Below are 13,791 nucleotides of genomic sequence, written 5' to 3' on the forward strand. Positions count from 1 at the left end.
CTGACGGGCATTTATGCCTACCGGTAGCATTCCACCCGGTACGGGCGCGCTTCCACGGCTCCAGTGGATGTCGGTGACACTGCGTGCCATCCTATCCTCCCCAGGCGCGCCCGGACACCGCGATCCTCCCTTTCATATCCTACTTCCCCCCGGATTTCCTCGAATACAGCGAGTACTGTCGGTCTGAGAGCGACTGCGACAGAGCGGACCCCGGGAGTTTCAGGCCGATGCGTCGCCCCGGAGCGTCGCCCGGATGTCGTCCAGCCCGCCGGGGTCGGCCATAATGGCAACGCTATCGCCGGGCTCGATTTCGGTCTGTGGGAGCGGAATCGTCATGGGTTTGTGGTCCTTCCCGTGGGCGTAGATGCGGGCGTCGCCGGGGAGGTCCACCTCAACGACTCGTTTTCCGACGAACGGCGAGTCGTCGGGGATTCGGATACTCGCAACTGATAGCTGTTCGGTCAGGTCGGCGAGAACGTTGAAGTCACCGCCAAGCAGTGCCGTCTTCGCGCCCGCCGCGCCCAGCCGCTCGGGGTAGATTATCTCGTCGACGTCGGCGGCGTACTTCTCGTAGATTTCCTCGCGGTAGTCGGCGTCGATGCGCAGGACGGTCCGACAGCCGAACTCCTTGCCTATCATGCAGGCGGTGAAGTTCGTGTTCAGGTCGCCCGTGAGGCCGCCGATAGCGTCCGCGCTTTCGATGCCGGCGTCTATGAGGACACTCTCCTCGTTGCCGTCGCCTTGGATGGTCTCGAAGCCGGTTTCCCTGGCCCGTTCGACCTTCACAGGGTCGTTGTCGACGATAACGACTTCGTGGCCCTCGCTTTGCAGAATCCGTGCGGTCCGGATGCCGACGCGGCCATAACCAACGATAACGAACTTCATGGACTACGGTACGACGGCCACCATTAAAAATGTGAACGGGTGACAGGGTGACGCGGGTTAGCTTTCTGTCGCCGCGTCTTCTTCGGTCGCGTTGCCCGTTTCGTCAGTCTCGTCGCCTTCGTCAGCTTCCTCGGTTTCGTTAGCTGGCGGTTCTTCGGTTTCGTTGACGGGCGGCTCTTCAGTCTCGTTGGCTGGCGGTTCTTCGGTTTCGTTGGCTGGTGGCTCCTCGGTCTCGTCCGCTGGCGGCTCTTCAGTTTCGTTGACGGGCGGTTCTTCGGTTTCGTTAGCTGGCGGCTCTTCAGTCTCGTTGGCTGGCGGTTCTTCGGTTTCGTTGACGGGCGGTTCTTCGGTTTCGTTGACGGGCGGTTCTTCGGTTTCGTTGACGGGCGGTTCTTCAGTCTCGTCCGCTGGCGGCTCCTCAGTTTCGTTGGCTGGTGGCTCTTCAGTCTCGTTGGCTGGCGGCTCTTCGGGCACGTCAGCTGCCGGCTCGATAGTGATCTCGGCGAACGCACCGTCGTCGCGCGTGAAGACGCTATGGATGTACGTATCCGGCTCGACACCGGTCGTGTCGACGGTAAACGTCACGTCAGCAGATTCGTTCGCGTCGAGGCTCACGGACTTGGAGGCGAGCGGCTGGCCACCAAGTCGGAACTCGACGGCCTGGGTCGTGTTGAACTCGTTCGGGTTGGCAACAGTCGCGGTGACCGTGACGTTGTCACCGGCGGTTGCGTTCGTCGGTGCGTCGAGGCTCTCCAGCGTGAACGAGTCGGAGATTGTGACCGCGGCGACCTGCCCGTCGTCGCTGGTGAAGACACCGTGGCGGTAGTCACCGGGTTCGATGCCGGTCGTGTCCGCGGCGAACTGGACGGTCGCGCTCTCGTTAGGCTCAAGCGTGACGAGCGTCCGGTCGACGACAGCTCCGTCGAACCGGAACGCCACGGATTCAGTCACCGCGGTGTTTTGATTGTTCGTGACCGTCGCGGCCACGTCAGCAGTCGAGTTGGGAGCGACGCTCTGTGGTGCGGTCAGGGAGTCGACAGTGACCCCCGTGTTCGCGGCTTGCTCTGACGGCGATTCCTGTTGCGCTGTCACGCCCGGTACAGCCCCGACCTGTGCGGTGAGGCCGCCGACGACGAGGAGCGCAGCGAAAACGGCGAGTGTGCGAGTTTGTATCATGATTCGGTTCTGCGGTGATCGGCAGGCAATGCGAACGATTCGACGGGTGAACGACACATAAACCGGCGAGACAGTTCAGCAGAGCATAGTAACCTGCTAAGCCGTCCCCTGTTACTGCTGGATCGGGAAAGTGAGACTGAGCGACAGGTACTTTCTATTAAAAAATTTTTGCTGGTGATTAAGCTCTCGGCAGAGAAGCGTGTGCGTTGGCGAGAGATAGCGGAAAGCAGCCGTTATTTTGGTATAGTACGAATAGCCATGCCACAACCACACACACTTACGGCCGCCGCAGCGACCCGACCGAACAAAATAACAAGTGCTACCCAACCACTGATAGCGTCCTTTCGACACCGGTTTACCCGTCGGCAGTAGAGGATGCGATGACTATGCGCGTGACGTTTCTCGGGACGAGTGGGGCCGTGCCGACGACCCAGCGCAACACGAGCAGCATCTTCCTCAACCGCGACGGTGACTACCTCCTCTTCGATTGTGGCGAGGGTACACAGCGGCAGATGATGCGCTTTGGGACCGGCTTCGCTATCGACCACCTGTTCGTCACGCATCTCCACGGGGACCACGTCCTCGGGATTCCGGGGCTGCTCCAGACGTGGGACTTCAACGAACGCGAGCGGCCAATTGCCGTCCACACGCCGGCAGGCACGCGCGGAAACATCAAACAGCTCATCCAGGCCAACGGGACGACACCCTCGTTTCCCGTCCGCATCAACGAGGTGTCGGCCGGCGACGTGGTCCTCGACCGCCCGGAGTACGAGGTCCGGGCCATCGAGACGGAACACCGGTGTGCCAGCGTCGGCTACGTCCTCGACGAGGACGACCGGAAGGGGAAGTTCGACCGGGAGAAAGCCGAGGAGGAGTTCGGCATCCCGCCGGGGCCGAAATACTCCAAGCTCCACCGCGGCGAGGCCGTCGAACACGAGGGCGAGACCATCCAGCCGGAGGCCGTCGTCGGGCCGCCCCGTCCCGGCCGGCGGTTCGTCTACACCGGTGACACGCTGCCGAAAGAGAGCGTCATCGAAGCGAGCGAGGGCGCGGACCTGCTGGTCCACGACGCCACGTTCGCCGAGGACCGGAAAGAGCGGGCGAAGGCGACGGCCCACTCCACCGCCCGGGAAGCCGCCGACGTAGCGCGACAGGCCGGCGCGTCGACGCTGGCGCTGACACACATCTCGACGCGCTACGCCGCGAACGCCGACGAGCTAGTCGACGAGGCCCGCGACGCATTCGACGGCGAGGTTGTGCTCGCCGAAGACGGGATGGAGCGCCGCGTCGAGTTCCCGGACGCAGACGAGTACTGATGAGATAGTGCAGCATTTATTCGTTGAAGCAGTAGCGGAGCCATGACATACCGATTAGTCCACGTCGGTCTGGGGGGCCAGGGGTCCACCTGGGCGACGGACGCGATCCCGCCGAACGTTCGCGACGACCGAATCGAGGTCGTCGCCGCGGTCGACACCGACCCCGAACGACACGAACTGGCCCAGCGCGAACTCGGGCTGTCGCCCGAAGAGTGCTACACGGATCTCGAAACCGCGCTCTCTGAGCGGCCGGCCGACATTTGTTCTATCGTGACGCCGCCGTCGACCCACGAGGCCGTCGTAGAGACGGCACTTGCCCACGACCTGCATATCATCTCGGAGAAACCGATTGCCGATACGCTGGAGGCTTCGGTCCGCGTCGCTGAAAAAGTCGACGAGGCCGGCAAAAAAATGGGCGTTACGATGAGCCACCGGTTCGACCGGGACAAGGCGACGTTCCAGCGGGCTGTCGAGGACGCCGGCGACATCGACTATCTGACGGCGCGGTACACGGGGAACGTCCGCGAACGTGGCTTCTACGCCGACTACGTCTACGAGATGGAGAACATGCTCCTGCTCGACGGTGCTATCCACCACCTCGACATCCTCGCGTCGCTGGCCGACTCGCCGTGTGAGCGGGTGTACGCCGAGACGTGGACGCCCGAAGAAGCCGACTACGACGGTGACTGCACCGGGCTCGTGACGCTGCATTTCGCCGACGGCACCCGCGCCCAGTACGAGGGCAGTTACGCCAACGCGACGACGCTGAACGGCTGGGGCCACGAACAGTTCCGCGCCGAGTGTACCGACCAGACTGTCGTCCTCGACCGCCGCGACGTCGAGCGGTTCCACGCCGACGACTACCACACCGGGAACTTCGAGAGTATCGGCAAGGGCGACGGCGAGTCGGTGCCGCTGGCCGAACGCCCCCACTGGAAGAACGCCTGGCTCATCGAGCAGTTCTGTGACTGGATCGACGGGGGCGAGCCGATGCCGACGAACGTCGACAGCGTCCTCCAGTCGATGGCCATCGTCTTCGCCGCCATCGAGAGCAGCGAGACCGGCGAGGCCGTCGACGTCCAGGCGCTGCTCGACGACGCCCGCGCGAACGCCTAACGCCCACCCCGAAACACGTCGCCTGGTTGTTCGTACTCCATCTCCTCACAGACAGCGGCGGCCACGTCCGCGCCCCACTCGCGCTCGACGAGGTGGACCGCGAGGTCCAGCCCGGACGTGACGCCGCCGCAGGTCAGCACGTCGCCGTCGTCGACGACCCGGGTGTCGACCACGGTCGCGTCGGTCGCTCGCAGGTCGTCGATTGCACCGCCGTGTGTCACTGCCGGCCGACCGTCGAGCAGGCCGGCTCGGGAGAGGACCATACCGCCGGTACAGACGCCGGCAACGGTCGCGCCGCGGTCGTGTGCCGCCGCGACGGCCTCGGGTAGGTCTCCGCGCTCGGTCTCCGTCCAGACGCCTGCCTCACTTCGGTCGTTCCACCCACCGCCAGCAACGACAAGCAGGTCCGGGGTCACGTCGGCGAGCGGGCCGTCCGGTTCGACCCGGAGTCCGTGGCTGGCAGTGACTGTCTCCGAGTCCCGCACCGAGCGAAGCGTCACGTCCCACGACGCACCAAAGCGCGCCGCGTTCTGGAACACCTCGTAGGGGCCGATGGCGTCCAGTTCGTCGAACCCGTCGAAGCAGGCAATTGCGACAGTGTCCATGCCCACACGATGGCTGACAGCGAGAAATAGCCTGGTGGCTTCAGTTGACGTGGTACCATACAACAGGCAGCCGGAGTGTTCTTTGGGGACGCCGCCGAGCGAACAGGTATGTCCCACCCGTTTCACATCGTCGACGTGTTCGCCCAGGAGCGATACACCGGGAACCAGTTGGCCGTCGTGACCGACGCCGGTGACCTGCACGAAGACGAAATGCAGGCTATCGCCGCCGAGATGGACTACTCGGAGACGACGTTCGTCATCGGGGAGCCAGGCGACGGCGCGTGGCCAGTCCGCATCTTCACGCCCGCCGCCGAGATACCATTCGCCGGCCATCCAACCCTCGGGACGGTACAGGTCATCCGGGACCAGCTCGCTGACGGGACCCCCGAAACGGTGACGCTGGACCTGCCCGTCGGCGAGGTCCCGGTCGAAGTGCGAGCGCGCGACGGCCGCGAGACCCTGTGGATGACACAGCAGGCCCCCGAGTTCGGTGAGCAGCTAGCCCACGAAGACCTCGCTGGCGTCCTCGGCCTGTCGGCTGACCGATTGGACCACGATTGGCCGGTCGAAATTGTCTCCACGGGGCTGGCGACGATTGTCGTCCCGGTGGCCGACCGCGAGGCGCTGGAAGCCATCGATCTGGACCGAGACGCCTACGACGCCGTGACCGGCGACCGCGAAGCCAAGAACGTGCTGGCGGTCTGTCGGGACCCGCGGAGCGACGACAACGACCTCGCCGTCCGCGTGTTCGCGCCGTTCTACAACGTCCCAGAAGACCCCGCGACCGGTTCCTCGAACGGCTGCCTCGCCGCGTATCTCGCCCGTCACGAGATGCTCGGGAGCCCCGCTATCGAGGCCCGTGTCGAGCAGGGCTACGAGATGGGGCGACCGTCGCTGTTGCATCTCTCGACAGACGGCAGCGGCGAGGATATCACCGTCCGGGTCGGCGGTAGCGTCGTCCCCGTGGCCCGCGGCGACCTGCTGTAAGCGACCGCGCCACCCGCGTTACCGCCACACTCATTTCGACCCGTCCACAACGCCGCGGCATGGATCTCGCACACACCGCTATCTGCGTTTCGGACCTCGACCGTGCGATGGAGTTCTACGACGCGCTTGGCTTCGAGGAAACGAATCGGTTCACGTTAGACGGCGTGGAAAACGTCTATCTCGGTCGGGACGGCGACGGTGACCTGCAACTGCGCCACGACCCGGAGCGGACCACACCGATTGCTCCGAACCGCGCCGACGTGGACCACATCGCGTTCACCGTCGACGACGTCGAGGGGACCTACGAGACGGCGATCGACGCCGGCGCTGCGCCGGTCCTCGAACCGACGGAGGTCGACGCCGCCGATGCCTTCGCCGCGTTCGTCGAAGACCCCGAGGGGTACACGCTAGAGTTCTACCGCTGGCTCTGAACGGCAGCGGCAGTGGCAAACGGGCGGCGCTCACCTGAACAGGGAGCGAGCGCGACGACGCCACAGCGTTGCCGTCCGAGCAGCGACGAGTCGAGCCGGTGAGGACACGGCGACGAGGAAGCCGCCGAAGCCGACGAGACACGTCACGGCGGCCACGCTGGCAACGACAATCGGGGAGAGGCCAGCGCGCGTGAGGCCAGCGACTGCACCGGTCGTGAGCGCGAACGAGACGCCGAGGCCGACGGTGAGGGCTGTTGCTACCCCGGGTTCGAGCGGAATCCGTCCGAAGACGGACCGGGAGTAGTAGAGGACGTACCCGAAGATGACCAGATTCATCACGCCGTACCCGGCGGCCCCGGCGACAGCGCCGAACTCCGCACCGAATATCGCCGGAACTGGAACGCTGAACGCCAGTCCATAGAGCTTTGTACGAAAGCTCACACTCGGTTTCCCGACCCCTTCTATGGCGTGTGACGTGAGCGTCCAGAAGCCACGGAGGATGTTCACGCCCCCGACGAGCAGGACCGTCGCCGAGAAGACGCCCTCCGAGCCGGTGAAGGCGATCCGTGCGACCACGTCGTGTGCGGCCAGCAGGTAGCCGAACACGACGAAGGTGACGCCCGTTCCGCCGGTGACCGCACCGTCAAGGTAGGCGAGTTGCGTGTCGCCGACAGAGGAGTCCCCGCTGACCTTCGTGAGCAGTGGGGAAGAGAGATGCCAGGAAATCGTCGCGCCGAAGTCGGCGAACCGGTCGGCGGCCTCGTAGATGCCGACGGCCGCTGGCGTCGCGACGACGCCCAGTACGTACACCGGCATGTTGTACGACAGGCGGTCGAAAATCTGGTCCGGAATGCTCCACTTGGCGAAGTCCCAGGCGCGCTCAATGGCGTGTCGGTCCGGCAGCGTCGGGACGACCCCAAGCGCGACGGCGACCGGACCGAGTACCGCCAGCCGGACAGCGGCGACAACGAGCAGCAGGTCGACGGCGGTCGTCAGTGTCGGAGCCAGCGCCAGCAGGACGACGAGTTGGATAGCGCTCTGCGTGCTGGTGAGCCACGTCTCCACGCTCGGGTAGCCGATGGCACCGACCAGGCTCGACACAATCATCGACAGCGCGACCGACAGCGCGTAGAGGCCGATTGGGGCGAGCAGTCCCGGCGAAACCACCGTGGTGCGGACGATTACGCCAGCCAACGCAGCCACGCCCACACCGACGATGAGAAGATACCCGAGGGCGAACAGCGCCGCCAGACCGAGATACGGACCGACGAGTTCGCCCCGTTCGCTGCCGACCTTCTTCAACGCCTGGCTGATGCCCCGAATCGGACGTAGGACCAGCGAGACAGAGAGGGCGATGAAAAAATAGGTCCCGGTCGCCGCGGGCGACGTGACGAGCGCGTAGACGATGCCGCTGAGAACGAACAACGTCGTCGACACAAGCGCTCCGCTGGTCGTCCGAATCGAGGAGTCCAGCAGGTCAATCTCGTCACCGTCGCGCTGTTCGACCATCGACCGGGTATCAGTACTGGGGCGGGAAAACGGTGCGGTGGTTACAGAGCCGCACTACGCTGTTAGAAGCGGTCGCTCCTCACTCGCAGTCGGTCACAGAAAACGCCAGGACTGGGATTTGAACCCAGAATCCCAAATGGGAACACGCTTTCCAGGCGTGCGCCTTACCAGATTCGGCCATCCTGGCACGTACTTCGAGAGTGCGAGGGCGGGCGATTAAGGGCTTTCGTTTCTGACCAGCCGTGGCTGCAGACGGTAGGAAGCAAGCGTCGCCCCGATGCCGACGGCGACGGCGACACCAGCTTTGGCCGGTATCGACACCGGAATCCCGGCCAGCAGTTCGTACCCCTGGACGAGAACCAGAAACGCGAGGCCCCCGACGACGCCCCACAGGAGGCTGCCCTTCGTTCGCGGGTTCATCAACGCCCTCCGCTCTGTGCTGTTGTGTCGGCAGGAACTGTACGCGCGAGCCGTCGCATACACGAGGCAGGGGCCGCCGCGGCTAAAACCCCGCCGAAATCAGCGCAGACCAGTGACAGGCACCAGCAGCGAGGAGATGCCGTCGTGACGGGCGTGACGCAGACGCTTCGAGTCAGACCAGCACGTCGACCTCGTACCCCTCGTCGGTGAGCGCGTCGATGAGTTCGTCGACGTGGTCGTGGCCGCGGGTCTCAAGATCCAGTTCGACCTCTGCCGAACTCATCGCCACGTCACGACTGGTCCGGTCGTGCTCAATGCCGTAGATGTTGACTTGCTCGCGTGACAGGACCTCGACGAGTTCTTCCAGCGCGCCGGGTTGGTCCTGGAGGACGGTCCTGATCTTGAGATAGCGGCCGGTCTCGACGAGGCCGCGCATGATGACGTTGGTCAGCATATTCAGGTCGATGTTCCCGCCACACAGCGCGGGGACGATTGTCTCGTTGTCCTCGAAATCGAACTTCTCCTCCATGACCGCGGCCAGCGCCACGGCACCCGCGCCCTCAGCAAGCGTTTTCGAGCGCTCTAACAGCGTCGTCAGCGCGACAGCGATTTCCGAGTCCGACACCGTCACGACCTCGTCGACGCGGTCGCTGATGACCGCAAACGTCTGCTCGCCGACAGTACGGGTGGCGATGCCGTCGGCGATGGTTTCGACGCTGTCACGCTCGATACGATGGCCCTTCTCCAGCGACTCGGCGACGCTTGACGCCCCCTCGGCCTGAACGCCGATAACGCGAATGTCTTCGTCCTTGCCCTTCAGCGCCGTGGCGATGCCGCTGATGAGTCCGCCGCCACCGATTGGCACGACGACCGTATCGACGCCGGGGAGGTCCTCGTAGATTTCCAGTCCGATGGTCCCCTGCCCCGCCATCACTTTCTCGTCGTCGAAGGCGTGGACGTAGGTCCGACCCTCCTCGCGCTCAAGCTCGTGGGCGTGTTCGGCGGCCGCGTCGTAGTCCCGCCCGTGGAGGACCACGTTGCCGCCGTAGCTCCGGGTCGCCTTCACTTTCGAAACCGGGGCCCGTTCCGGCATCACGATTTTCGAATCAACGCCGATTCGCGTGGCGGCCAGTGCGACCCCCTGGGCGTGGTTACCGGCGCTCGCTGTGACGACGCCAGCCGCCCGTTCAGCGTCCGAAAGCGACGCGATGCGGTTGGTCGCACCCCGTATCTTGAACGACCCCGTCCGCTGGAACAGTTCGAGTTTGAGATGGATATCCGCGCCCGTCATCGCCGAAAACGTGTGCGAGTAATCCAGCGGTGTGTGTCTGGCTGTCTCAGAAACAGTGTCCTGTGCCGCGAGGACATCCTCAAATGAGAGCATGGGAGTGGCTATTCGCCGGACCATGTTATACTGTCGGCCGACCATGCGGTATCGGCGGTTGGGACAGCCGCGACTGCTCGGGTAGTGTCCTGAAACGGAAAGGGGGAGCGTGTGACTGCACGCGGGAGAACGAACGCGATTGACTTAAATCCGGTCGTAGCGCGGTGAAAGTGAAAGTGCAGGACAGCGGACGGGTAGAGCCGCTCGCCTTGCCACTCAGCCCGTGAAGTCGATATGGCTAGCCGGACAGAACTGTTTTACACTCGGTATCCCAGAAAGTAGTAGATGGATACCTGGCTGCGACGGACGCTGGTGTATATCGTCGCACTCGGCGGCATCATTCTGGGGTATGCGTTCGCATACGACTACGGAATGGCAACGTTCGAAAGCGACCCGCAACCGTTTCTGCGGTCGCTTCGCGTCGTGGTCGAAACGTTCACCACGACCGGATACGGCTCGGACGCGCCGTGGAGTACCACGGAGATGCGACTGCTCGTTATCGTGATGGACATCACCGGCGTCGTGCTCATCTTTCTCGCGCTGCCGGTGTTGCTGTTTCCGCTGTTCGAAGAGGCGATGGAGACGACAGCCCCGAACACGGTCGAAAACAGTCTCAGCGACCACGTCGTTATCTGTCAGTTCTCCCCCCGCGGTGAGACACTCGTCACCGAACTCGACACCTGGGACGTCGACTACGTCATCGTCGAACCGGACCGGGATCGGGCCAACGACCTCTACGAGGACGGGTACTACGTCATCCACGCCGACCCGCAGTCCGTCGACGGGCTTGAGCGAGCCCACCTGTCGTCCGCCCGCGCGCTCGTCGCCGACGCATCCGACCAGGTGAACACCAGTATCATCCTCACCGCCCGAGAAGTCGACGAATCCGTCCAGACCGTCAGCGTCGTCAAAGAGCCTGATCGCGCGAAGTACCACGACCTCGCCGGTGCCGACGCCGTCCTCTCACCGCGGGGCCTACTCGGCGAGAGCCTCGCAAGCAAGGTGACGACCGGCATTTCGACGACGCTCGGAGACTCAATCGAGATCGGCGAGGACTTCGATATCGCCGAACTGCCGATCCACCGGGGGAGCGACCTCGTCGGAACGACGCTGGCCGACAGCGGCATCCGCGAGGAGACCGGCGTCAACGTCATCGGCGCGTGGTTCCGCGGCCAGTTCGTCAGTCCGCCCGACCCCGAATCTGAACTCGACGGTAGTACGGTCCTACTGGTGTCAGGGACCGAGTTACAACTGGAGCAACTCAAGCAAATGACCCTCTCCAGCGTGCGTGGCTTCCGCCGAGGGGAGACAGTGATTATCGGGGCCGGCGAGGTCGGTCAGACCATCACGTCGGCGCTTACGAACGCCGGGGTGCCGCATACGGTGCTCGATCAGGCTGACGCACCGGGCGTCGATGTGGTCGGGGACGCCACGGAGCCAGAGGAACTTCGGCACGCTGGCGTCGGCACAGCCAGAACGGTTATTCTCGCCCTGTCGTCGGATACCGACACCGAGTTCGCGACGCTTGTCATCCGTGATCTCAATCCGGACGTCGAAATCATCGCCCGTGCCGAGGAAAGCGAGAACGTCCAGAAGATGTATCGTGCGGGCGCTGACTACGTCCTTGCATTGTCGACGGTTAGCGGCCGGATGCTCGCCTCCACAATTCTCGAAGACGAAGACGTCATCTCGATGGATCAGCAGGTCGAGGTGATCCGCGTCGCCGCAAACGGCCTCGGGAACACGACGATCGGCGAGGCCGATGTCCGCTCACGGACGGGCTGTACGGTCGTCGCCATCGAGCGCAACGGCACCGTCGTCACCGACCTCGGTCCCGACGTGACTATCGAACCGAGCGATAAGCTCGTCATCGCCGGCACCGACGACGGCGTGACGCGGTTCAAGTCGGTGTTTGGCTAACCACCTTTTTCAGCGTCGGGTTTCCTCGCGGCGCGAAGCGCCGCTGTGGGAACCCTCCTCGAAAAACGTGGGCGAAAAAGGCCGAACGCTCGCTATGCTCGCGTTCGGTGAACCGCTCACTTCGTTCCCGGACAGTCGCTACGTGTCCGTTACCGTAGAGCCCGATTTTAGAGAGACTCGACAAGAAATGAATCTTGTGCTGATTCCGGGGAACCGGCGGCGTCGCCGCCGGATACTGGCCGCCCTGCCTTCCCCCGGTTCGCGCGATGAAACGCGCTCACGGCCGTCAGTAATCCACTCTTCAGACGAAAAGTACGGTAGGGCCTATCGCTCGTCCAGCGGCACGAACGTCGTGTCTTCCGGCTTCGCACCGACGTAGCGGGCGCGCGGGCGAATCAGGCGATTGTCCTCGATGTACTCGAAGACGTGTGCGACCCAGCCGCCGACGCGGGACATCGCGAAGATGGGGGTGTAGATGTCGATGGGGATACCCATCTGGTAGTACGTCGAGGCCGAGTAGAAGTCGACATTGGGGGCCAGTCCTTTCTCTTCCATGAGGTAGTCTTCGATGGTGGTCGACATCTCGTACCACTTGAGCGTGCCGGCGGCCTCGCCGAGTTCCTTCGACCGCTCGCCGAGAATCTTCGCACGCGGGTCCTTGACGTTGTAGACGCGGTGGCCGAAGCCAGAGACGCGGCGACCCTCGTCGAGGGCGTTCTTGACCCAGTCGAGCGGGTCGGATTCGGCGTCGTCGACCTCCTTTAGCATCTCCATAACGTCCTGATTGGCCCCGCCGTGGAGCGGTCCCTTCAGCGTCCCGATAGCGGAGGTGACCGCGCTGTGAACGTCCGACAACGTCGACGCCGTCGTGATGGCCGAGAACGTCGAGGCGTTGAGACCGTGGTCGGCGTGGAGCACGAGCGCCTGATCGAACACGTCCGCCAGCACGTCGTCGGGCTCCTCGCCGTTGAGCATGTAGAGGAAATTCGCCGCGTGGTCGAGGTCATCGCGAGGTTCGACGGGCTCCTTGCCGTCGCGGATGCGGGTAAACGCCGCGATGATGGTCGGGATTTTGGCGGTGATCCGCCGCCCAGTTTCGAGGTTGACCGTCTCGTCGGTCGGCTCGGCGTCCTCGGGCGCAGGGTCGAACGCCGAGAGCATCGACACCGCAGTCCGGAGCGCTGCCATCGGGTCCTCGTCCGCCTCGGCGAGCTGTCGGACAGTCGAGATGACGTCGTCGTCCACGTCGCGTGCCGCCACCATCGCCTGCTTGAACTCGGAGAGTTCGTCCCGGTTCGGCAGGTGGCCGTGCCAGAGCAGGTACAGCACCTCTTCGTAACTGGCACCCTTCGCGAGGTCCTCGATGGTGTACCCCCGATACACGAGTTTGCCAGCGTCGCCGTCGATAACGCTGAGTTCGGACTCGGCGACGATGACACCCTCGAGTCCCTTCTTGAGGTCGTCGGACATACGCAATCAGTTCCCTACCTTCCGGGAAAAACATTTTCTTTCTGAGCGTGTGTGGCACAATGTCAGGATCGCGAGACTGGACGTTCGTTCAGTTGTCGGTCGCCGCCACCGCCGTTCTAGTGGGCTCAGCCCTGTGATGGTGACTGGGCGACCTGCAGGCACACCGCCGTCGAGCAGCCGCTACCGTTCCGACCGCGTTTCCGAGACCGCCCTCACGAGTTCGTTCACGGGGAAGCCGTCGTCGTAATCGAAGGACGCGAAGACCCCCTCGTATCGTCTCGATGGGAACAAAAACACGATGATGTCGTCGAAAAACAACGTCTGTGCATTGAATCGCCCTTCTCCGATGAGCGATTTGAAATCGTCTCCCGTAACTGTGTGTGCCATGATGAGTTTGTACGCTTCGTCGAGGTCTCTATCGGAGTAACTGCCCGCCACGTCGTCGCGGATGTACTCGATTTCGAACGTGGTGCTGTGGAGGTCAGCGACGACACGGGGCGTAGACTCTCCGAAATCGTGGATAGTATCAGCTATTTCGGACATATGAGTATATATTTCGCTGGATTGAAAAG

The 13,791-nt window shown here is 63.7% G+C and carries 13 protein-coding genes and 1 tRNA gene; 5 read left to right on the plus strand and 9 right to left on the minus strand.

Annotated features, from left to right (window positions below; genetic code table 11):
* Positions 1–219 precede the first annotated feature (219 nt).
* Both AMS69_RS03215 and AMS69_RS03220 read right to left on the minus strand, forming a co-directional pair.
* Positions 220–885, minus strand: coding sequence for a potassium channel family protein (locus tag AMS69_RS03215; protein ID WP_053966649.1), 666 nt, complete (start codon positions 883–885; stop codon positions 220–222).
* Between the two features lie 57 nt (positions 886–942).
* Positions 943–2,061 (minus strand): hypothetical protein, encoded by a 1,119-nt coding sequence (locus AMS69_RS03220; protein ID WP_053966650.1) that lies wholly within the window; start codon positions 2,059–2,061, stop codon positions 943–945.
* A 380-nt stretch (positions 2,062–2,441) separates the two neighbouring features.
* Here AMS69_RS03220 and rnz point away from each other — a divergent pair, with 380 nt between their 5' ends.
* Positions 2,442–3,377 carry a ribonuclease Z gene (gene rnz, locus AMS69_RS03225; protein WP_053966651.1) on the plus strand — a complete coding sequence of 312 codons (936 nt, stop codon included), beginning with the start codon at positions 2,442–2,444 and terminating at the stop codon, positions 3,375–3,377.
* Between the two features lie 42 nt (positions 3,378–3,419).
* Complete coding sequence (locus tag AMS69_RS03230) at positions 3,420–4,493, plus strand: Gfo/Idh/MocA family protein (RefSeq protein ID WP_053966652.1); 1,074 nt, start codon at positions 3,420–3,422, stop codon at positions 4,491–4,493.
* Here AMS69_RS03230 and AMS69_RS03235 read toward each other — a convergent pair.
* Positions 4,490–5,098, minus strand: coding sequence for a DJ-1/PfpI family protein (locus AMS69_RS03235; protein WP_053966653.1), 609 nt, complete (start codon positions 5,096–5,098; stop codon positions 4,490–4,492). The genes AMS69_RS03230 and AMS69_RS03235 overlap by 4 nt on opposite strands.
* Before the next feature lie 108 nt (positions 5,099–5,206).
* On the opposite strand from AMS69_RS03235, the gene AMS69_RS03240 reads away from it, so the two are divergent.
* Both AMS69_RS03240 and AMS69_RS03245 read left to right on the plus strand, forming a co-directional pair.
* The gene (locus AMS69_RS03240; protein ID WP_053966654.1) at positions 5,207–6,085 is read left to right on the plus strand and encodes a PhzF family phenazine biosynthesis protein; all 879 of its coding nucleotides are present in this window, start codon (positions 5,207–5,209) and stop codon (positions 6,083–6,085) included.
* 59 nt (positions 6,086–6,144) lie between these two features.
* Positions 6,145–6,516 (plus strand): VOC family protein, encoded by a 372-nt coding sequence (locus AMS69_RS03245; protein ID WP_053966655.1) that lies wholly within the window; start codon positions 6,145–6,147, stop codon positions 6,514–6,516.
* A gap of 30 nt (positions 6,517–6,546) precedes the next feature.
* Here the strand turns inward: AMS69_RS03245 and AMS69_RS03250 are convergent, their stop codons facing one another.
* From AMS69_RS03250 to ilvA, 4 genes are all read right to left on the minus strand, one after another.
* Positions 6,547–8,025 (minus strand): transporter, encoded by a 1,479-nt coding sequence (locus AMS69_RS03250; RefSeq protein ID WP_053966656.1) that lies wholly within the window; start codon positions 8,023–8,025, stop codon positions 6,547–6,549.
* Between the two features lie 103 nt (positions 8,026–8,128).
* A tRNA-Ser gene (locus tag AMS69_RS03255) sits at positions 8,129–8,212 on the minus strand.
* A gap of 29 nt (positions 8,213–8,241) precedes the next feature.
* Positions 8,242–8,445: a hypothetical protein gene (locus AMS69_RS03260; protein WP_053966657.1), complete on the minus strand. Its 204-nt coding sequence runs from the start codon at positions 8,443–8,445 to the stop codon at positions 8,242–8,244.
* A 172-nt stretch (positions 8,446–8,617) separates the two neighbouring features.
* A complete protein-coding gene (ilvA, locus tag AMS69_RS03265) occupies positions 8,618–9,829 on the minus strand; it encodes a threonine ammonia-lyase (protein ID WP_053967018.1) in 1,212 nt (403 codons plus the stop codon).
* 285 nt (positions 9,830–10,114) lie between these two features.
* On the opposite strand from ilvA, the gene AMS69_RS03270 reads away from it, so the two are divergent.
* Positions 10,115–11,749 carry a potassium channel family protein gene (locus AMS69_RS03270; protein WP_053966658.1) on the plus strand — a complete coding sequence of 545 codons (1,635 nt, stop codon included), beginning with the start codon at positions 10,115–10,117 and terminating at the stop codon, positions 11,747–11,749.
* Between the two features lie 324 nt (positions 11,750–12,073).
* On the opposite strand, the gene citZ is transcribed toward AMS69_RS03270, so the two are convergent.
* Both citZ and AMS69_RS03280 read right to left on the minus strand, forming a co-directional pair.
* Positions 12,074–13,219: a citrate synthase gene (gene citZ / locus AMS69_RS03275; protein ID WP_053966659.1), complete on the minus strand. Its 1,146-nt coding sequence runs from the start codon at positions 13,217–13,219 to the stop codon at positions 12,074–12,076.
* Positions 13,220–13,399: 180 nt separating this feature from the next.
* Complete coding sequence (locus AMS69_RS03280; RefSeq protein WP_053966660.1) at positions 13,400–13,762, minus strand: hypothetical protein; 363 nt, start codon at positions 13,760–13,762, stop codon at positions 13,400–13,402.
* Positions 13,763–13,791: the final 29 nt, after the last annotated feature.

Origin of the sequence: Haloarcula rubripromontorii (assembly GCF_001280425.1) — an archaeon.
Lineage (GTDB): Archaea > Halobacteriota > Halobacteria > Halobacteriales > Haloarculaceae > Haloarcula > Haloarcula rubripromontorii.